This is a genomic window from Haloferax sp. AS1, assembly GCF_014530665.1.
Lineage (GTDB): Archaea > Halobacteriota > Halobacteria > Halobacteriales > Haloferacaceae > Haloferax > Haloferax volcanii.
In genome coordinates this window covers 995,907-1,014,487 of sequence record NZ_SPSA01000001.1, presented here as the reverse complement: position 1 = coordinate 1,014,487, position 18,581 = coordinate 995,907, and the positions used below count along the sequence as shown (strand labels likewise).

The 18,581-nt window shown below is 70.1% G+C and carries 19 protein-coding genes; 11 read left to right on the top strand and 8 right to left on the bottom strand.

Translation table 11 applies throughout. The features are described from left to right. Nucleotides 1-19: 19 nt before the first annotated feature. Both E4P24_RS05440 and E4P24_RS05435 read right to left on the bottom strand, forming a co-directional pair. Nucleotides 20-1,108, bottom strand: coding sequence for an NADH:flavin oxidoreductase/NADH oxidase (locus tag E4P24_RS05440; protein WP_004043920.1), 1,089 nt, complete (start codon nt 1,106-1,108; stop codon nt 20-22). A 63-nt stretch (nt 1,109-1,171) separates the two neighbouring features. Beyond that, nucleotides 1,172-1,936, bottom strand: coding sequence for a carbon-nitrogen hydrolase family protein (locus E4P24_RS05435; protein WP_188148216.1), 765 nt, complete (start codon nt 1,934-1,936; stop codon nt 1,172-1,174). 118 nt (nt 1,937-2,054) lie between these two features. Between E4P24_RS05435 and E4P24_RS05430 the strand changes: the two genes are divergently transcribed. Further along, complete coding sequence (locus tag E4P24_RS05430; RefSeq protein ID WP_188148215.1) at nt 2,055-3,314, top strand: HEAT repeat domain-containing protein; 1,260 nt, start codon at nt 2,055-2,057, stop codon at nt 3,312-3,314. Nucleotides 3,315-3,440: 126 nt separating this feature from the next. Then, nucleotides 3,441-5,102, top strand: coding sequence for a phosphatidylserine/phosphatidylglycerophosphate/cardiolipin synthase family protein (locus E4P24_RS05425; protein ID WP_115802381.1), 1,662 nt, complete (start codon nt 3,441-3,443; stop codon nt 5,100-5,102). A gap of 30 nt (nt 5,103-5,132) precedes the next feature. Here the strand turns inward: E4P24_RS05425 and E4P24_RS05420 are convergent, their stop codons facing one another. After that, complete coding sequence (locus tag E4P24_RS05420) at nt 5,133-7,034, bottom strand: DHH family phosphoesterase (RefSeq protein ID WP_004064056.1); 1,902 nt, start codon at nt 7,032-7,034, stop codon at nt 5,133-5,135. A 106-nt stretch (nt 7,035-7,140) separates the two neighbouring features. After that, nucleotides 7,141-7,995, bottom strand: coding sequence for a fructosamine kinase family protein (locus E4P24_RS05415; protein ID WP_115802379.1), 855 nt, complete (start codon nt 7,993-7,995; stop codon nt 7,141-7,143). Between the two features lie 102 nt (nt 7,996-8,097). Here E4P24_RS05415 and E4P24_RS05410 point away from each other — a divergent pair, with 102 nt between their 5' ends. Beyond that, a complete protein-coding gene (locus E4P24_RS05410) occupies nt 8,098-8,583 on the top strand; it encodes a Mov34/MPN/PAD-1 family protein (protein ID WP_188148214.1) in 486 nt (161 codons plus the stop codon). After that, nucleotides 8,580-9,008: an adenylyltransferase/cytidyltransferase family protein gene (locus tag E4P24_RS05405; protein ID WP_004064061.1), complete on the top strand. Its 429-nt coding sequence runs from the start codon at nt 8,580-8,582 to the stop codon at nt 9,006-9,008. Before E4P24_RS05410 ends, E4P24_RS05405 begins: the two co-directional genes overlap by 4 nt. 123 nt (nt 9,009-9,131) lie before the next feature. Here the strand turns inward: E4P24_RS05405 and coxB are convergent, their stop codons facing one another. Beyond that, nucleotides 9,132-9,890: a cytochrome c oxidase subunit II gene (coxB, locus tag E4P24_RS05400; RefSeq protein ID WP_004064062.1), complete on the bottom strand. Its 759-nt coding sequence runs from the start codon at nt 9,888-9,890 to the stop codon at nt 9,132-9,134. A gap of 162 nt (nt 9,891-10,052) precedes the next feature. On the opposite strand from coxB, the gene E4P24_RS05395 reads away from it, so the two are divergent. The 4 genes from E4P24_RS05395 (at nt 10,053) to E4P24_RS05380 (ending at nt 12,866) form a co-directional block, all read left to right on the top strand. Further along, a complete protein-coding gene (locus E4P24_RS05395) occupies nt 10,053-11,459 on the top strand; it encodes a heme o synthase (protein ID WP_006600497.1) in 1,407 nt (468 codons plus the stop codon). A gap of 27 nt (nt 11,460-11,486) precedes the next feature. Further along, a complete protein-coding gene (locus E4P24_RS05390; RefSeq protein ID WP_115802377.1) occupies nt 11,487-12,143 on the top strand; it encodes a hypothetical protein in 657 nt (218 codons plus the stop codon). Nucleotides 12,144-12,215: 72 nt separating this feature from the next. Next, on the top strand, nt 12,216-12,449 hold the full coding sequence (locus E4P24_RS05385) for a SelT/SelW/SelH family protein (RefSeq protein ID WP_115802376.1): 234 nt from the start codon (nt 12,216-12,218) through the stop codon (nt 12,447-12,449). 12 nt (nt 12,450-12,461) lie between these two features. Further along, nucleotides 12,462-12,866, top strand: a complete 405-nt coding sequence (locus E4P24_RS05380) for a metal-dependent hydrolase (protein ID WP_115802375.1) — start codon at nt 12,462-12,464, stop codon at nt 12,864-12,866. 64 nt (nt 12,867-12,930) lie between these two features. Here E4P24_RS05380 and E4P24_RS05375 read toward each other — a convergent pair whose 3' ends face one another. Continuing rightward, nucleotides 12,931-13,953: an aldo/keto reductase gene (locus E4P24_RS05375; RefSeq protein WP_115802374.1), complete on the bottom strand. Its 1,023-nt coding sequence runs from the start codon at nt 13,951-13,953 to the stop codon at nt 12,931-12,933. 52 nt (nt 13,954-14,005) lie between these two features. Further along, on the bottom strand, nt 14,006-14,227 hold the full coding sequence (locus E4P24_RS05370; protein ID WP_188148213.1) for a hypothetical protein: 222 nt from the start codon (nt 14,225-14,227) through the stop codon (nt 14,006-14,008). 79 nt (nt 14,228-14,306) lie between these two features. Here E4P24_RS05370 and E4P24_RS05365 point away from each other — a divergent pair, with 79 nt between their 5' ends. Further along, nucleotides 14,307-15,305: a Gfo/Idh/MocA family protein gene (locus E4P24_RS05365; protein WP_115802372.1), complete on the top strand. Its 999-nt coding sequence runs from the start codon at nt 14,307-14,309 to the stop codon at nt 15,303-15,305. Between the two features lie 33 nt (nt 15,306-15,338). Here E4P24_RS05365 and E4P24_RS05360 read toward each other — a convergent pair whose 3' ends face one another. After that, nucleotides 15,339-16,730 carry a sorbosone dehydrogenase family protein gene (locus E4P24_RS05360; protein ID WP_188148212.1) on the bottom strand — a complete coding sequence of 464 codons (1,392 nt, stop codon included), beginning with the start codon at nt 16,728-16,730 and terminating at the stop codon, nt 15,339-15,341. 141 nt (nt 16,731-16,871) lie between these two features. Between E4P24_RS05360 and E4P24_RS05355 the strand changes: the two genes are divergently transcribed. Both E4P24_RS05355 and E4P24_RS05350 read left to right on the top strand, forming a co-directional pair. After that, the gene (locus tag E4P24_RS05355) at nt 16,872-17,825 is read left to right on the top strand and encodes an ABC transporter ATP-binding protein (RefSeq protein WP_006600503.1); all 954 of its coding nucleotides are present in this window, start codon (nt 16,872-16,874) and stop codon (nt 17,823-17,825) included. Further along, nucleotides 17,822-18,577: an ABC transporter permease gene (locus E4P24_RS05350; protein ID WP_006600504.1), complete on the top strand. Its 756-nt coding sequence runs from the start codon at nt 17,822-17,824 to the stop codon at nt 18,575-18,577. Before E4P24_RS05355 ends, E4P24_RS05350 begins: the two co-directional genes overlap by 4 nt. Nucleotides 18,578-18,581 lie beyond the last annotated feature (4 nt).

Sequence of the window (18,581 nt, the reverse complement as noted above, 5' to 3'; positions counted from 1 at the left end):
GTTTCGGGCACCGCCGTCGCTACCGCCGCGGGACGGCGCGCTGGTACTGCGGCGGCCACTCCGCGTCGGCGTCGAGGTCGTCCGCGGCGTGGAGCGCGAAGTACGGGTCGTACAGATGCTCGCGGCCGACGATGGCGAGGTCGGCCCGCCCGTTTCTGACGACCTCGTCGGCGTGGCGCGCGGTTCGGATGCCGCCGACCGCGCCGACCATCGCGTCGGTCTCCTCGCGGATGACCTCCGCGAAGGGAATCTGATAGCCGGGGCCGGTGTTCGGAATCCGCTGGTCGGGGTGGATGCCGCCGGCGCTCACGTCGACGAGGTCGACGCCGAGGTCGTCGAGGTCGGCCGCGAGGCGAATCGACTGCTCGATGTCCCACGACTCGCGGTCGTCCAGCCAGTCGGTCGCGGAGATGCGGACGAACACGGGCTTGTCGTCGGGCCAGACCCCGCGGACCGCGTCCGTGACCTCGCGGAGGAGTCGCGTCCGGTTTTCGAACGAGCCGCCGTACTCGTCGTCGCGGTGGTTCGTCACCGGCGAGAGGAACTCGTGGAGGAGGTAGCCGTGGGCCGCGTGGACCTCGGCGATTTCGAAGCCCGCGTCGAGCGCGCGCTCGGCCGCCGCGCGGAAGTCGTCGACGACGCCTTCGATACCGTCGGCCGAGAGCTTTCGGGTCGGCGGAGCCTCGCCCTCGTAGGGCCACGGCGCGTCGCTCGGGGCGACGGTCGTCCACCCGCCGTCGTCGGGCGCGACCGGCTCGCTCCCCTCCCACGGACGGGTCTTGCTCGCCTTCCGGCCCGCGTGGGCGAGTTGGATAGCCGGCGTGCTCCCCATCGACGAGACGAACGAGGTTATCTGGCTGAGCTTCTCGACGTGGTCGTCCGACCAGATGCCGAGATCGTTCGGTGTGATGCGCCCCTCGGGGGAGACGGCCGTCGCCTCGGACATCACGATGCCCGCGCCGCCGACGGCGCGGCTGCCGAGGTGGACGAGATGCCAGTCGTCGGCGAACCCGTCGGTCGAGGAGTACTGACACATCGGCGAGACCATGATTCGGTTTCGAACCTCCGTCTCGCGGAGCGAAAGCGGCGTAAAGAGCGAGTCCGTCATCGCCCCCGATTGGGCGCGGTCGGAAAAACCCCCCTCGATTCCGGTGATGCAGTCCGGTTTCGGCTACTCGACCGAGCCGACGAACGCGCGCTGTTCGGCCAAGAGGTCGCGGTCGAGCGTCCACACGAGGTCGCGCTCGCCGCGGTTCAGCGCGGCTGCGACCACGCCGTCGGGCCTGACGACGAGCGAGCGACCCGCGTACTCCGAACCCGCGGTTCCCGAAATCGACCCGCTCCCCGTCCGGTTCGCGCCGACGAGCCAGCGAACCCCGTCGAGGGCGCGGGCGCGACAGAGCAGTCGCCAGTTCGTCGAGTGGGCGGCGGGCCACGCGCCGACGACGAACAGGGCGTCGACTCGCTCGTCGGTCAGCGCGGCGCTGTCGCCGACGAAGTTCAGGTCGTAACAGGTGAGGATTCCCATCCGGCCGGCGGGCGTGTCCGCGACGACGAGTTCGTCGCCCGGCGCGAGGATATCGGCCTCGCCGCCCCAGAGGTGTCGCTTGCGGTAGACGGTCGCCGAGCCGTCGGGTCGGACGTAGGCGGCCGCGTTGTGGAGCGTCTCGCCGTCGCGTTCGAGGTAGCCCGCCAGTACGTCGAAGCCGTTTTCCGCGGCGACGGAGGCGAGGAAGTCGGTCGCGCGCTCCCGAGGTATCGCGCCGCTGAAGGCGCGGCTGTCCGCGACGAAGCCCGTGAGCGCGTACTCGGAGAACAGCGCGATATCGACCGACTCGGGGAGGTCGGCGGCGCGGGCGCGCACGTCCGCCTCGTTTCGCGCCGGGTCGAGGTCGAACGCGGCGCGCTGCGGGACGGCGATAGTGGGACCGATCACACTCGGAGGAACGGACGGGTCGCGAAAAAGTGACCCGAATGGAATCGGCGGTCGGTCCCGGCCCGAGACGCGGAGCGAAGGGAAACGCTCTTTTTACAGTCGAACGGACTTCCGGCATATGAGTGACGGGGACGACGATACGACAGAACTCTCGCCCGAGAGCTTCGACGAGCGCCTGACCGAGGCCGAGGAGGCTTTCGACGCGGCCGAGACCGAAGCCGACCTCGACGAGGTCGAGGCCACGCTCGACGACATCGAGGCCGACGTGGAGGCCGCGGACCTGCCCGAACCGGACGACGAAGACGAAGACGACCCCGCCGAGGAGCTCGAATCGCGCCTGTCCGACCTGCGCGACGACCTCGAATCCCAGCGCGGTCCCTACGCCGACGACGCCGTCGAGACGCTCGAAGAAGCGAAGTCCACGATTACGGACACTCGGTGGACCGAGCAGGGCGACGGCGAAATCGTCGCCGCGGTCGAGACGTTCGCCGACGAGTTCAACGGCGTGCTCGACGCGAGCGTCTCGGTCGACGGTGACGACGAAGACGCGCTCACCGCCGCCATCGACGACGCCGTCTCGGCCGTCGAAGCGGCCGCCCTCGACGCCGACGAGGACGCAGAGACCATCGCGGACCTCATCGAAGTCGCGGACGGCCTCGCGGACGGTCTCGACGACGCCCAGGAGTGGGACGACCTCGAGACCCGCGAGAAGCTCCAAGTGCAGGGCTTCTACGACGTGCTCGGCCACTACAAGGACTTCCCGCCGGAGCTGTCGGCGCTGAAGGAACACGAAAAGCGCGGCAACGTCGAGATGATTGCGCTCGCATTCGAGAGCTTCCAGTCCGACTTCATGCAGGAGTACTGCATCGAGGCGTTCACGCGGATGAACGACGACCGCGCCTACGAGACTATCGAGGGGCAGGCCAAGCGCCGCGACAAGGGCGTCATCAAGGCCATCGGGAAGATGGCCGCCGAGGAGGGCGTCGAGATGCTCGTCGACTACGTCGACACCGACAGCGACCCCGCGCTCCAGAAGGTCGTGTTCAAGGCGCTCGGCGAAATCGGCTCCGAGGAGGCGACCCAACCCATCGCGAACAAGCTCGTCACCGAAAACGACAACGTCCGCTCGGCCGCCGCTCGCGCGCTCGGTCTCATCGGCGACACCCGCGCCGTCGAGCCGCTGTCGGACGTCGTCGCCGACGACGACGAGGACGCCGTCCGCGCCAGCGCCGCGTGGGCGCTCCGGCAGATTGGCACGAACGACGCGCTCGAAGTGGCCGCCGGCTACGCCGACGACCGCTCGTTCCTCGTCCAGCGCGAAGCCGAACTCGCCGCCGAGTTCCTCGGCGACGATGTCGAAGCCGAAGCGACCGTCTGAGACCGCACAACCGACGCGGCAGTCCGGCGGCTCTGCGGTCCCCTTTCGTTCTCTTTCTCTCGCAGTCGCTCGCGCTGAGTCCCCGGTCGCGAACGTTTTTGTAGGGAAACGCGACCACCGCGGGGTGTGTCTCGACGGCCCCCCACCACCGCGTTCGCCGTCTCGCTCGCCGTCCTGCTCGCGGCCGCGGCCGTCGTCCCCGCGCCGATAGCGGCCGCGCCGGGAACGGCGAACGCGACAGAATCAGCGACCGCCGCCGACCCGCCGGTATCGGGCGACCCGCGCATCGTCGCCGCGCTCCCCGACCCGGCGACGCCCGACGACCGCGGCGAGTTCGTCGCCGTCGCCGCGCCCGCGGGAACCGAACTCTCGCTGGCCGACGGCGAGGAGACCGTCTCCTTCGTCGCGCCCGGCGGGGCGGTTGCCGTCGTCACCGACCCGTCCGCGGCGTCGAACCTGACCGACCTCCCAGTGGTCGCGCCCGGTCTCGACCTCGCAAACGGCGGCGAGACGGTCACGCTCCGCGTCGTCGGTGGCGACGGCGACGCGGCCGGCAACGGCGTCGTCGCGGACCGCCTCAGCTACGACCGGAGCCGCGAGGGCGCGCTCCTCGAACGGCGGGACGGCGCGTGGTCGTGGTGGCCGCGGACGCTCCCCCGGCGGAACGTCACGACCCACGGCCCCGCGAACGCGACGCTGTTCGTGCTCCCCGACTCGCCGGGGCGTCCGATAGCGACGCTCCGGGCGGCCGACGAGCGGATTCTGCTCGCCGGCTACGTCGTCTCCTCCGCGCGCGTCGCCGACGAACTCGTCGCCGCTCGCGAGCGCGGCGTGCAGGTCGAGGTACTGGTCGAGGACAGCCCGGTCGGCGGCTTCCCGCGGCGGTCGGCGCGGGTCCTCGACCGCCTCGTCGACGCCGGCGTGTCGGTCCGCGTCGTCGGCGACCCGCACTCGTTTCACCACCCGAAGTACGCCGTCGTCGACGACGCGGCGCTCGTGATGACCGAAAACTGGAAACCCGCCGGAACGGGCGGGAAAAAGAGCCGCGGCTGGGGCGTCGTCGCGCGCTCGCCGGCCGTCGCGGCCGACCTCGCGGCCACGTTCGAAACCGATGCGAGCCTCCCAGAGACCGCTTCGTGGGAGACGTACCGCGTCGGCCGGTCGTTCGTCCGCACCGAATCGGCGAACGGCTCGTATCCGTCGCGCATCGCGCCCGAGGCGCTTCGAGTCGACCGCGTCGCCGTCCTCCGCGCGCCCGACAACGCCGAGTCCGCGGTCGTCGCCCGACTCGATGCCGCCGAGCGCCGAATCGACGTGCTACAACCGACCGTCGAGGCCGACGGCCCGTTCGTCCGCGCGCTCAAGCGCGCCGCCGACCGCGGCGTCCGCGTCCGACTCCTCCTCGGGAGCGCGTGGTACGACGAGGAGGAGAACCGCGCGCTCGCCGAGCGCCTGAACGAGTGGGCCGACCGCACCGGCAGCCCGCTCTCGGTCCGCCTCGCGCGCCCCGGCGACCGGTACGGCGCGATTCACGCGAAGGGCGTCGTCGCCGACGACACCGCGCTCGTCGGCAGTCTCAACTGGAACCGGCACTCGGCCCGCGAGAACCGCGAAGTCGTCCTCGCGCTGTCGGACCCGGCCGCCGCGGCGTACTTCCGCGAGGCGTTCGCGGCCGACTGGCGAGCCAGCGGGCGCGGAGCGGAGCCGAAGCCCGGACTCGTCGCCGCGGCGGCCCTCGCGGTCGTCGTCGGACTCGCGGCGCTCAGACGACTGGAGTTCGAAAAATGAGCGGTCGCAGTCTGAGAGTCGAACGCCGGCTTACGCCGTCGTCGACAGCTCTTCGTCGATGTCGGCTTCGGCCATCTTCTCGACGAGGCTGTCGATGACCTCCTCGCGCATGCCGCTGACGAACTTGATGGAGCCGACGACGAGGTGGCCGCCGCCGGAGACGCCGCCGCCGACGACTTCCTCGTTCAGTTCGGCGACCATCCGCGGGATGTCGAGGCGGACGCCGTCGGAGCGGAGGACGGCGAAGTCGGGACCGTAGCCGATGGTGATGACCGGCTCGCCCGTCTCCTGGACCTTGCGGTCGTGGAGCTTGCCCGTGGTCTTGCCCGGCGCGGGGTAGGTAAAGCGGTGGGCCCACTTGTCGAGGTCGATGCGGTAGAGGTTGGCCCCGCTGTCGAGGCGCTCGTGTTCGAGGTGCGGCTCCGCGGCTTCGAGCTGTCGGTCCACGTCGCGCTCGGCGCGCGTCGAGAGGAACTCGACGAGCTCGCGGTGGCGCTCCTCGTCGTCACAGCCGACGTTGAGCACGTCGTTGACGATGGATGCGCCGTCGTTGTAGCGCAGCCAGTGGGCGGCGTAGTCGAGCGCCTCGCCCACGTCGAGGAGCTGTTCGCGGTCGTAGCCCTCGTCTTCGGCGAGCGCGATGTAGTTGTCCATGACCTCCGCCTTCGAGCGGTCGGACAGCCCGGCGACGGCGGGGACGTGACGCAGTTCGTCGGTCACGTCGGGGTGAATCATCCGCGCGAGTTCGACGCACATCATGCCGGTCGTAATGCGGTAGTCCTCGTCGTGGAGGTACGGGTTGACGTGCGCGTCGAGGAGCGGGTCGACCGCCTCGGGGTCGGGGTGGTGGTGGTCGACGACCGCGATTGGCACGTCGTAGTGCGCGAGGTTCTCGTAGGCGGGCACGTCCTCCTCGGTCGACCCGTTGTCGAGCATGAGCAGGAAGGGGAGCCGCTGGCCGTGGCGGGCGCGACCTTCGAGCGCGAAGTTCAGGTCGCGGGTCACATCCTCCATCTCGTAGAACGGAGCCTTGCTCGGCAGGCGCTTGAACAGGTGACGGGGCGCGTCGGGGTCGTCGTGGACCTCCGTGATGAGCCGTTCGAGGGCCAGTTGGACCGGGACGGACGCGCACATGCCGTCGCCGTCGGCGTGGTGACGGACGCGAATCGGGCGGCCTTCGAGGACCGTCCGTCGGAGCAGGCGCGCCACGTCTTCGAGGTCGTCGCGGAGCTTCTCGAACGCCGACCACTCCACGAGCGGCTCGACCGGCTCCGGCTCGGCGCGCTCGTCGAGCGCGGCGTCGATGCGCTGGCGGGCGTCGGCCGCGGTCTCGTCGTCGAGGACGGTGAGGCCGTCGACTTCGAGCTGACGGGTCCCCTCGTGGTCTTCGACGGTGCCGGCCATGCGGACCACGTCGTCGAGGTCGACTTCGGGGAACGCGCGGACGCCGGCCTCTTCGAAGGCGGCGGCGGCGACGATGCCGGAGTCGTCGGCGATGCGGAAGACGGTCGGGCCGCCGGTCTGCTTAATCTGCGTGACGACGCCTTCGACCGTGACCGACTCGCCGACCGAGAGACTGGAGATAGGCGTGATGGTCGGCTCGTGGTCGACGGTCAGGGTGCGGTAGTCGTCGGGCGTGTCCTCGGCGAACGCGATGTCGCCGTTGTCGCGGACGGATTCGAGGCGGACGACCAGTCGGTCCCCGACCTCGTAGTCGGCCGAGAGGTTGGACTCGTGGATGAGCCCGGAGACGGAGTCGGAGACGTCGACGAAGATGCCGTACTCCACGACGCCGTTGACGACGGCGTGGTAGTACGCGTCGGTCTCGACGTCGTCGGCGGTACAGTTCGGTGCGAGATCATAGACGATAGGTCGCGCGTCCGAATTCGGACCCGAGTCGTCGCCGGAATCCCCGGCGTGCTCGTCGCTCATAGTCCCGCTAGGTCAGGGGGTAGTGTTAAGCTTTACAAAAGCATCTCGCGTGCGCGGCCGGTTCGCACAGACCCGATTCGGCTCGAAACTCGCCTGCGCGGGGGCGTCAGTAGCCGAGTTCGTCCAGCGCGTCTTCGACCGACGGGACGTAGTCGGCCCCGAAGACGCGGACGTGTTCGAGGAGCGGAAACAGCGCGTAGACGGGCGAGCGATGCTCGAAGAAGCCGTCGGCGATGGGTCGGCGTTCGTCGTAGGCGTCGAAGAAGGCGTCGCCCGCGGCGTCGAACCAGTCGATGTAGGCCAGTTCGACCTCGGGGTGGCCGTAGTAACACGCCGGGTCGAGGAAGGCGACGACGCGGTCGTCGCGGACGCGGAGGTTCGCGCCCCACACGTCGCCGTGGACGAGTCGCGGGGCCGCCGGTTCGACGAGGAGGGCGTCGAGGTCGGCGGCGACCGACTCGATTCGCTCGGCCGTCGCGTCTGGGAGTCCCGAACCGAGCGCCGCCTCGGTCCACGGCAGGAGGCGCTGGTCGCGGAAGAACGCGACCCACGAGTCGGTCCACGGGTTCGGCTGTCGGTACGGCCCGGAGAGGGTGTCGTAGGGGAAGCCGAACGCCGGCGCGGTCGTCTCGTGGAGCGCGGCGAGGTGGGTGGCGAGGTCGCGCTCGGCGGCGGAGGTCAACTCGGACGTGCCCTCGACGTAGTCGAGGACGAGCAGGTCGGGGTCGGCGTGGTGGACCGCGGGGACCGGAAGGCCGGCCGCGGCGAGCGAGTCGAGCATCGCGGCCTCCACGTCGAGCGGCGTGTCGCCCACCTTCGCGACGACGGGGTCGCGCCCGTCGAAATCGAGTCGGTAGACGCGGCCGACGTGTCCGCCGTCGAGTTCGGTCGTCGCGGTCGGCGGCGCGTCCGCCGAGAGCGCGTCCGTCACGCGGGCGACGAGGTCGGAGTCGAGCGTCACACCCGAGGTCGGGCGAGCGCCGACCTCAGTATGGCGGTTCCGCTCCGGTGACCGACTCGGCGTTCCGGAACCCTTAGATGGAGCGCCCGCGGACGGTTCGGTATGCGACTCTTCCGGTCGCGGGAGGTCGTCGGCATCGCGGCCGACGCCCTCAACTTCGCGCTCGAAGCCTCTGCGGAGACGCATCCGAACGAGTACATGGGACTCCTCCGCGGCGAGGAGGCCCGACGGGTCGGCGTCGACCGCGACGGCTACGTCGTGACGGACGTGCTCATCATCCCGGGGACGGTCTCGGACCCGTACAGCGCGACCGTCAGGAACGACCTCGTGCCGAACGACTTCCGCGCCGTCGGGTCGATTCACTCGCACCCCAACGGCGTCCTCCGACCGAGCGACGCCGACCTCGACACCTTCGGGAGCGGCCGGGTCCACATCATCATCGGCTCGCCGTACGGTCCCGACGACTGGGAGGCGTTCGACCAGTCCGGCGAGGTCCGCGACCTCGACGTGCTCGACGCAGACCTCCCCGACCCCGAATCGTTCTTCGACTTCACGCAGGACGACATCGACGCGGAGTTGGACCGATGAGACGGGTCATCGCGCAGGGAACCTTCGACATCCTCCACCCCGGCCACGTCCACTACCTCTCGGACGCCGCGTCGCTCGGCGACGAACTCCACGTCATCATCGCCCGCGGCGAGAACGTGACGCACAAGCCGAAACCGATACTCGACGGCCGCCAGCGCCGCGACATGGTCGCCGCGCTCGACGTGGTCGACGAGGCGCATCTCGGCCACGCCGAGGACATCTTCGTCCCCATCGAGGAAATCGACCCCGACGTTATCGTCCTCGGCTACGACCAACACCACGACGAGGACGGAATCAAAGCCGCCCTCGACGCCCGCGGCATCGACTGCGAGGTCACGCGCGCGACGCCCCGGGAGCTCCGCCACGACGACGAACTGCTCTCGACGGGTCGCATCATCGACCGCATCGTCGAGCGACGCTGTTGAGTCGCCGTTCGTCCGGACGATAGCCGACTGCACTGCGGCCCGCGACGAGTTCTCCGACGACCGACCGCGACGAGCGCGAGCGTCGTCACTCGGGTGGAGCGTCGAAACAGAAGGGAGGAAGCGTTACTGCGTGGAGTTCGTCGCGGTAGAGTTCGAGGAGCCGGACGACTCGCTGTTGGCCGACTGCTGTTCGTCGAGCCAGTTCTGGTACTCGTCCTGCGAGACGACATCGACGGTGAAGTACATCTGGGAGTGCGCGACGCCGCAGTACTCGGTACAGTAGCCCTGGTAGGTGCCTTCCTCGTAGGCGACGGTCTTGATGGTGTTCGTCGAACCCGGCATCGCGTCCTGCTTGAGCGCGAGTTCGGGGACGTGGAATCCATGTATCACGTCCGTTGAGGTGACCTGGAAGTAGACCGGGCGGTCCTTGGGGATGACAATCTCGTTGCCGGACGAGAAGTTACCCTCCTCGGGGTAGTACATGTTCCAGCCCCACTGGTAGGCCTCCGCCGTGACGACGACCGGGTCGTCGTCCATGGCGATGTCGTTGCCCTGGTGCGTGACGTTCTCGTTGGCCAGCACGCCGTAGGAGGCGACGCCGACGAAAAGCAGGATAATCGCTGTCGCGATGGTCCACGTGATTTCGAGCCGGCGGTTCTCCTTGGTCGGCAGTGCGCGCTCGCTGTTGCGGAACTTGATGACGGTGTAAAGGAGGATGACCTCCACCAGCACGGTGATCGGGATAGCGACGTACAGCAGCTCCCCGTTCAGCTGGTTGATGAGTTCCGACGTGGCAGACGCCTGCGCGGCGGCGGGGGTGGCAACGAGCGCCATCGCGGCCGTCGCGAGCAGGGACGCGAGCGCGAAACGCGTCTTTCTCATGCTGAGCGAGACTTAGGAACAACCGCATAAATGCGTACCGACTCTCGGCCCGCCGTTTATCAACCCCTCCCCCTCATATCACGGGGAGCGACGCCCGAACGCGAGGCGGAAAAGCGCGGGTCCTAAATACGGGACGGTCCAACACGTCCGTAGGTGAATTTCGTGGCCACGAATCGCGATTCGAACACGTTCCACGGCCTGCTCGCGGCGACCGCGATGGGCGTCTATCTCTTGCTCATCGTCGGCGCGACGACCGCGCTCACGGACGCGACCGCCGCGTGCAGCGCGTGGCCCGCGTGCGGCGACGGCTTTTCGCTCCCCGCGACGCTCGACGGCTGGGTCGCCCTCGGCCACCGCGTCGCGGCCGTCCTCGTCGGCCTCCTCACGGTCGCCACGCTCGTCTCGGCGTGGCGGGCCGACACGTCTCGCCGGGTGCGAGCGACCGTCACTGCGTCGGCCGTGCTCTATCCCGCGCAGGCCGGCCTCGGCGCGGTCGTCGCCACCGTCGGCGTCGGCCCCGCGCTCTCGACGCTCCACTTGGTCCTCGGGATGGTCATCTTCGGCGGCCTCGTCGCCGCCCTCGCGTGGACGCTCGAAGCGGCCACCGGCGACCCCGACGACGCGCCGGTCGGCACCCCGTCGATGAGCCCCCCGGCCGACGACGGCGAGCGGCCGCCCGTCCCGACCGACCCGGTCGCCCGCGCGAAGGCGACGGTCAACGCGTACTTCCGGCTCATGAAGCCGCGGCTGATGTGGCTCCTCTGTCTCGTCGCGTCGGCGGCGATGGCGCTCGCCGGCACCGTCTCGCCCGGCCTCACGCCCGAAGTCATCGCGGCGACCCTCGGCGGCGGCGTCCTCTCTATCGGCGCGTCCGGCACGTTCAACCACGTCCTCGAACGCGATGTGGACCGCCGGATGCAACGGACCAGCGACCGGCCGCTCGCGGTCGACCTCGTGCCCGTCCGCAACGCGGTCGCGTTCGGTCTGCTCCTGACGGTCGCGTCGGTGGCGCTGTTCGCGTCCGTCAACTGGCTCGCGGCCGTCCTCGGCGTCGTCGCCATCGCCTTTTATAGCGTCGTCTACACGCTCATCCTGAAGCCCAACACGGTCCAGAACACCGTCATCGGCGGCGCGGCCGGCGCGCTTCCGGCGCTCATCGGCTGGGTCGCCGTCACCGGCGACGTCGGCCTCGGCGGCGTCGTCCTCGCCGTGGTCATCTTCATGTGGACGCCCGCGCACTTCTACAACCTCGCGCTGGCCTACAAGGACGACTACGCCCGCGGCGGCTTCCCGATGATGCCCGTCGTCCGCGGCGAGACCGAGACGCGAAAGCACATCCTCTGGTGGCTCGGCGCGACGCTCGTCGCCGCCGCCGGCCTCGCGGTCATGGACGCCCTCGGAGTCGTCTACCTCGTGACGAGCATCCTCTTCGGCGGCGCGTTCCTCTACTTCGTCGTGCGCCTGCACTACGAGCGCGACGACACCGCCGCCTTCCGGGCGTTCCACGCCTCGAACGCCTACCTCGGGATGTTGCTGCTCGCCATCGTCGTCGACACGCTCGCCATCTGAGAACCGCCTGCGACACCACCCACACACATGGCAACCGCATCCGCACTTCCCCGCCCCTCGCGGGCCAGTCTGCTCCGCGCCGCCTTCGCCGTGAACACGACGCTGATTCTGGCGTTCGTCTACCTGCTTTTCACCGAGGCGAGCGTCGGCGCGCCACGCTACGCCGTCTACGGCGTCGCGTGGGTCATCGTCGGCCTCTGGGTCCTGTTCGACACCGACGTGGCACCCGCCTCGACCGCGACGAAGCGCAAGGCGGCCGCCGTCGCTGTCGGCTACTTCGCGCTCCTCGCGGTCGCCGGCGGCCTCGTCACCTCGCCCGTGCCCGGCGGCGCGAGCGGCGTCCGCGTCGCCTTCCTCCCGCCGGGATGGGGGCCGGCGCTCGTCTACGGCGGCGACCTGTTCAACCTCGTGCTCATGCCGGCGCGGGTGGTCGGCTACGCGGCGCTCGCGTTCCTCGTCTACGACACGGTCGTCGAGGCGGCGGGCGCGGCCGTCTCCGGCGTCGTCGGCCTGTTCTCCTGCGTCTCGTGTTCGTGGCCCGTCCTCGCGTCGGTCGCCACGAGCGTCTTCGGCAGCGGAACCGCGGTCGCGGCGACCGTGACGACGCTCTCGTACGACCTCTCGACGCTGGTCTTCCTCGTCACCGTGGTGCTCCTCCGGTGGCGCCCCGGCTTCGGGAAGTAGGCGGGGTCGCTCCCGCGGGCACACTCACGACCCGCCCCCTCGCTTTTACCCGCGCGCCGTGAACGTCCGCGTATGACCCAGGTCGAAATCGAATACTGCGTCCCCTGCGGCTTCCTCGACCGCGCCGAGACGCTCCAGCACGCGCTGCTCGAACAGTTCGGCGACCGACTCGACCGCGTGGCGCTCGTCACGGGCGACCACGGCGTCCTCACCGTCATCGTCGACGGCGAGCGCGTCTGGGACAAGTCGGAAGACGAGTTCGACCCGGACCTCGTGCTCCGGCGGGTCCGCCCGCACGTCGGCTGAGCGGGGCGACCCGTGAAGTCACTCGAACACGCCGCCGTCGGCGCGGTCGCCGGGGCGGTCGCCGCGGTCGCCGTGGACCCGCCGGGGAGCCTGCCGCTTCTCGTCGCCGGCGCGGTGTTCGCGAGCGTCTTCGTCGACCTCGACCACTTCGTCATCGCCCGCGTCCAGCGCGGCGACTGGGCGAACCTGCGGCTCGCGGTGACGAACCCGCGGGTCGGCCTCCTCGACCAAGAGCGAGTGTTCGAGGAGTTCGACACCGAGTTCGACCGCAAACGCCTCCTGAGCCACCACCTCGTCGGCGGCGTCGCGGTCGGCGCGCTCGCGCTCTCGGGACTCGACTCGCTCGCGGCGTTCCTCGCGGTCGTGCTCTACGTCCACGTCGTCTGCGACTTCCTCCGAGACCTCGGCATCGCGTGAAAAAAGCCGGAATCGGTCGGTCGCTGACGGTCGCCCGTAATCGCCCGCAATCGCCCGCAGCCGCTCAGTGGCCCCAGCGCCGGCCGTCTTCGTCGTAGCGGGCGTTCATGATGCGCTCCCACTGGTCGGTCGAGATGTCCACGTCGGCCGCGCCGACGTTCTCGTCGAGCTGGTCGGTCGTTCGCGCGCCGACGATGGGGACGACCGTCGCCTCGGGGTAGTCCATCAGCCAGCGGAGCGCGACCTGCGCGGGGCTGGCGTCGACCTCGTCGGCGACGGCGCGAATCTCGTCGAGCACCTTCCAGCCGCGCTCGGAGACGTAGAACCGGTCGAAGCGCTCGTCGAACGAGCCGCGCGCGCCGTCAGGCGCGACGTACTCGGTCGGGTCGTCGGGGTCGGCGCGCTCGTATTTGCCCGTGAGGAAGCCGCCCGCGAGCGGCGAGTACGGACAGACCGCGATGTCCTGGTCGCCGCACACGTCGAGGTAGTCTTTCACGTCCTCGTAGTAGCCGGCGTGGAACAGCGGCTGCGTCACGTCGAACCGGGCGTAGTCGTTGACGTCGGACTTCCACAGCGCCTTCGTGAGTTGCCACGAGGCCATCGTGGACGCGCCGAGGTAGTTGACTTTCCCCTCCTCGACGAGGCCGTTGAGCGTCCGGAGCGTCTCCTCGATGGGCGTCTCCTCGTCCCAGCGGTGGATGTAGTAGAGGTCGAGGTAGTCGGTGTCGAGTCGGTCGAGCGTGCCCTCGATTTGGTTGCGGATGTGGGTCCGCGAGAGGCCGCGCCCGTTGGGGTTGTCCTCGTCGAACGGGAAGTACACCTTCGAGGCGAGCACGTAGTCCTCGCGGTCGCGCTCGGCCAGCCAGTTGCCGATGTACTCTTCGGAGGTCCCGTTCGGATTCCCGTAGACGTTGGCGGTGTCGATGAAGTTCCCGCCGCGCTCCTCGAACGCGTCGAGGAGTTCGTGGGCCTCCTCCTCGTCGGTCTCCAGGACGCCGCTGCTCTTGCGGCCGAATCGCCACGTGCCGAAGCACAGTTCCGAGACGCGGGTGCCGGTCGACCCGAGTCGTCGATAGTCGAGGCTCATGGTCGATGCCACGACGGCCGGCGACTAAAGCGTGTGAGTAGCGGCGAGCGGTTCAGCGTTGTTCGTCGGCGTCGGGCGATTCGGCGGGGGCCACGTCCGCCGCGAGCAGGTCGCGCGCGACCGGTGCGCCGCCGACCGCGACCGCGAGCAACAGAACCGCGAATCCCTCGGTGACGAATCCCTGCGACGGATTCGCGGCGAGGGCCGTAACGTGGAGCGCCACACCGACCAACGCGAGCACGACGGCGAACCGCTGGCGGACTGCGTCGTTCACGGCCGACCCACACGAGCCACCCGGGAACCCCTTGCGACTCGCCCGCACGCTTTTGCGGCTTCCGCGCGACTGATACGCCATGTTCAGAGTCGCAGGTATCGGCCTCGGAAGCCTCGGGATGCTGGAGTGTCGCCTCCTCAACGAACTGGAGGGAGTGCGCGTCGTCGCCGGCGTCGACCCCGACGACGAGGTGCGCGAGCGGTTCGGAGGCGAGTTCGACGTGCCGACCTACGAGACGGCCGCGGAACTGCTGGACGCCGAGTTCCTCGACGCGGTGACCATCGCCTCGCCGCACACCGAGCACTTCGACCAGGCGCTCGCCGCGCTCGACGCCGACCTCCACGTCCACCTCGAAAAACCGATGGTGACCGACCTCGGCGGCGCGCGGGCGCTCATCGACCGCGCCGAGGACCGCGGCCTCACCCTCGCGGTCGGCTACCAGCGCCACTTCGACCCGCGGTTCCACGAACTCCGGCGCGTCGTCGACAGCGGCCGCATCGGCGACCCGCACATGGTGGTCTGCCACCTCGAACAGGAGTGGATTCGCTGGACGAAAGACGAGTGGCGCGGCGACCCGTCGCTGTCGGGCGGCGGCCAACTGTACGACTCGGGATCGCACCTCCTCGACGCGATGCTCTGGGTGACGCGCTCGAAGCCGGTGACGGTCGCCGCGGCGGTCGACCACCGCGGCCACGACGTGGACGTGAACTCGGCGCTCGCGGTCGTCCTCGACCGCGACGGCGACCGCCTCACCGCGAGCGTGGGCGTCTCCGGCGACGGACAGAGCGTCCCCGAGCCGGGCGAGTCGCTCCGCGTCATCGGAACCGAGGGGATGGTCGCCTTCGACGGCGAGACCATCGAGGTGACGGAGAGCGGAACGACCTACACCGCCGCGCCGCCGACGCCCGACTTCGAGGAGCTGACCCGGAAGAAGCTCCGGAACTTCGTGGACGCCGCGCGCGACGAAGCCGACCTCGCCATCCCGGCCGAGGACGCCCTGCGGGTGACCGCGCTGACCGAGGCGGCCTACGAGTCAGCGACGACCGGCAGGCGGGTCAACGTCGACGGCGACGCCTGAGCAGAGTGTGATTTGAGTTCTCGACTCGGGCCGTCACACCCCGGACAGCCGGTTCAGCGCGCCCGACGACCCGGTCACGACCCCTCGGTCGCTGGTGCAGACGTACAGTTCGCCGTCGGGGTCGCGGCCGAACGCGAGGACGTTCGTCCCGCCGTCGTCGCGGTCCGTCACGGGTAGCTCCGCGATGTCCCACGGGCGCGACTCGCTCGGGCGGGCGGCGAACAGTCTGCCCTCGGACTGCCAGTCGGCGAAGACGTACGCGCCCGAGAGGTCCGGAATCGCCTCGCCGCGGTAGACGTGGCCGCCGATGACGGCCACCCCGGACGGCCCGTCGCCGCTGTGGGGGTACTCCAGCACCGGGTCGATGAGCGGCGCGCCGTCGGGCGTCTCGGTCGGGCAGTCGCCCGCGCGAAAGCAGTGTGCGCCCTCGCGGACGTTCCAGCCGTAGTTGCCGCCGCGCTCCAAGAGGTTCACCTCCTCCCACGCGCCCTGTCCCACGTCGGCGACGTAGCAGTCCTCGCCGTCGAACGAGAGCCGCCACGGGTTTCTGAACCCCCACGCGTACTGCTCGTCGCGGCCGTCGGAGCCGACGAGCGGGTTATCCTCGGGGATTCCGTAGGGCCGGTCGTCGTCGCCCGAGACGCCGCCGGTCGAGTCCACGTCGATGCGGAGGACGCTCCCGAGGAGGTTCTCGGTCACGTCCTGTCCGTTGCCGCCCGGCACGGCGTCGTACCAGTCGTCGATGTGGCCGCGCCCCTCGTCGTTCGCGCCGCCGCCGTCGCCCGTGGCGACGTAGAGATAGCCGTCCGGGCCGAACGCGACGGCTCCGGCGTTGTGGTTCGACTGGGGTTGCGGGAGTTCGAGCAGCGTCCGCTCGGCGTCGGCCGAGACGGTCGTCGCTTCGGGGTCGACCGTCAGTTCGCTCAAGACGAACGTGTGGCTGTCGTCGGAGGGCGTTCCCGGTCGCCGCGGGGCGCTGTACCGGAGGTAGAGCCGCCCGTTGTCGGAGAACTCGGGGTGGAAAGCGACGCCGAGGAAGCCGCGCTCGTCGTAGCCGCCGACGTCGACGACGCGGTCGGTGATGTCGAGATACGATTCGCTTCGCAGTCCAGAGTCGTCGTGCAACCAGATTCGACCGGGCTGGTCGACGACGAACCGTCGGCTCCCGCCGAACGCCTCGGGGATGGCCACGTCGACCGGCGAGGCGAACCCGGTCGCCACCGTCTCGTAGGCGACTTCGAGGCCCGCGAGCGAGCCGCCGCCCCCGGAATCTGCGGTCGCGGTCGAGCCGTCGGTCTCGCCGGTCGTCGCGTCGCTGTCGGTCGTCGCTCCGGCGTCGTCGGTCGGTGCGCTCGCACAGCCCGCGAAGCCGCCCAAGAGAGCCGCGCCGGTCGCGGCGAGGAACTCGCGTCGGGACCCGTTCATGTCAACGTAGTACAGCGCGAGCGGAGTAAGGCTTGCTGCGGTCGGGTCGGTTAGGGCCCCGCGCTCGTCCGCCGGCCCCGCGACTCGAATCGAGCGGCGATTCCGAATCTCTTACCACCCGATAGTGACGACGGGTACGACATGGACGAGGTACTCGCCGCCGACGGCCTCAGGAAGTCCTACGGCGACGTGGAGGCGCTCTCGGGCGTCTCCCTGTCGGTCGCCGCGGGGGAGGTCTTCGGCCTCATCGGTCCGAACGGCGCGGGGAAGACGACGCTGGTTCGCGCCCTCACGGGCACGACCGCGGTTGACTCGGGGTCGGCGGCCATCCTCGGACGCGACCCGACCGAGGTGGACCGCCAGCGCCTCGGCGTCCTCCCGCAGGAGTTCCGGCCCGCGGGTCGGCTCACCGCCCGCGAACTCGTGGCCTACTACGCGGGGCTGTACGACGACGCCCGCGACCCCGACGCGGTGCTCGACGAGGTCGGCCTCGCAGACGCCGCCGACACGTGGTACGAGAACCTCTCGGGCGGCCAACAGCGCCGCGCCTGCATCGCGCTGACGCTCGTCAACGACCCCGACGTGCTGTTCTTGGACGAGCCGACCACCGGCATCGACCCGGCGGGCCGCCGGTCGCTGTGGGGACTCGTCGAAGACCTCGCCGCCGGCGGGACGACGGTGTTTCTCACCAGCCACTCCATGGCGGAGATAGAGCGCCTCGCCGACCGCGTGGGCCTGCTCAACGCGGGCGAACTCGTCACGGTCGGCCAGCCGGACGCCCTCGTCACCGAGTACGGCGGCGAGAGCCGCCTCGTCGTCCGAACCGACGGCGACGCCGATGCCGACGCGGCCCTCGGCTCGGTGTCGCTCCCGGCCGCGCTCGACGCGACGGTGTCGGGCGACGGCATCACCGTCCACGGCGTCGGCCCGCGCGACATCGGCGACGTGGTCGCCGCCTTCGACGACGCGGGCGTCGTCTACGAGTCGCTCGTCTGGAAACAGCCCGGCCTCGAAGAGGTCTACCTCTCTTTGACCGGCGAGCAGTTCGAGGCGGCCCGTCCCGCCGCGGCCGCCGCGGTCGGAGGTGACAGATGAGCCTCGCCGCCCGCGTCCGCTCGGAGTTCGTCGCCTCGTGGCACTCGTTCCTCCGGCGGCGGACGGCGGTCTTCTTCACGTTCTTCTTCCCCGCCATCATCGTCGTCATCTTCGGGGCGCTCGTGCAGACCCAGCCGACCGGCGGCGGCCTGTTCGCCGAGCCGAAGGAGTACTACATCGCCGGCTACCTCGCGGTCGTCGTGCTGTTCACCCCGCTGTCGCGGGTCGGCAGCACCATCGCGCGCCACCGCGAGGGGAGTCGCTTCGAGAAGCTGGCGACGACGCCGCTGTCGCGCGCCGAGTGGCTCCTCGCGCACTCGCTCGTCAACGTCGTCGTCATCGGCCTCGCGGCGCTGTTGCTCCTCGCGCTGTCGGCGCTCGTGACGGGCGCGTCGATTCCGCTGACGCCCGCGACGCTCGCAATCGTCCCCTTCGTCGCGCTCGGCGTGACGCTGTTTTGCGGCCTCGGGGCCGTCATCGGGAGCGTCGCGGACTCGCAGGACGGCGTCATCGCCGCGAGCAACGCCATCGCGCTGCCCCTGTTGTTCCTCTCGGAGACGTTCGTGACGCCCGACCTGCTCCCGGCGTGGTTCGTCCCCGCGCTGAATCTCTCGCCGCTCACGTACTTCGCCCGCGGCGTCCGGGCGCTCACCTACGGCGGCGGCGACTGGCTCACCAACCTCGCGGTTCTCGCGGCCCTCGCGGTCGTCTTCTTCGCGGCGGGGACGGTTGCGATTCCGCGGACCGACTGAGGCG

Excerpts from the sequence above, each read along its gene's own strand:
- coxB (WP_004064062.1), bottom strand. The coding sequence starts at position 9,890 with ATGAGAAAGACGCGTTTCGCGCTCGCGTCCCTGCTCGCGACGGCCGCG.
- E4P24_RS05350 (WP_006600504.1), top strand. The coding sequence starts at position 17,822 with ATGAGCCTCGCCGCCCGCGTCCGCTCGGAGTTCGTCGCCTCGTGGCAC.
- E4P24_RS05360 (WP_188148212.1), bottom strand. The coding sequence starts at position 16,730 with ATGAACGGGTCCCGACGCGAGTTCCTCGCCGCGACCGGCGCGGCTCTC.
- E4P24_RS05390 (WP_115802377.1), top strand. The coding sequence starts at position 11,487 with ATGGCAACCGCATCCGCACTTCCCCGCCCCTCGCGGGCCAGTCTGCTC.
- E4P24_RS05420 (WP_004064056.1), bottom strand. The coding sequence starts at position 7,034 with ATGAGCGACGAGCACGCCGGGGATTCCGGCGACGACTCGGGTCCGAAT.
- E4P24_RS05410 (WP_188148214.1), top strand. The coding sequence starts at position 8,098 with ATGCGACTCTTCCGGTCGCGGGAGGTCGTCGGCATCGCGGCCGACGCC.
- E4P24_RS05405 (WP_004064061.1), top strand. The coding sequence starts at position 8,580 with ATGAGACGGGTCATCGCGCAGGGAACCTTCGACATCCTCCACCCCGGC.
- E4P24_RS05430 (WP_188148215.1), top strand. The coding sequence starts at position 2,055 with ATGAGTGACGGGGACGACGATACGACAGAACTCTCGCCCGAGAGCTTC.
- E4P24_RS05375 (WP_115802374.1), bottom strand. The coding sequence starts at position 13,953 with ATGAGCCTCGACTATCGACGACTCGGGTCGACCGGCACCCGCGTCTCG.
- E4P24_RS05355 (WP_006600503.1), top strand. The coding sequence starts at position 16,872 with ATGGACGAGGTACTCGCCGCCGACGGCCTCAGGAAGTCCTACGGCGAC.
- E4P24_RS05440 (WP_004043920.1), bottom strand. The coding sequence starts at position 1,108 with ATGACGGACTCGCTCTTTACGCCGCTTTCGCTCCGCGAGACGGAGGTT.
- E4P24_RS05385 (WP_115802376.1), top strand. The coding sequence starts at position 12,216 with ATGACCCAGGTCGAAATCGAATACTGCGTCCCCTGCGGCTTCCTCGAC.
- E4P24_RS05365 (WP_115802372.1), top strand. The coding sequence starts at position 14,307 with ATGTTCAGAGTCGCAGGTATCGGCCTCGGAAGCCTCGGGATGCTGGAG.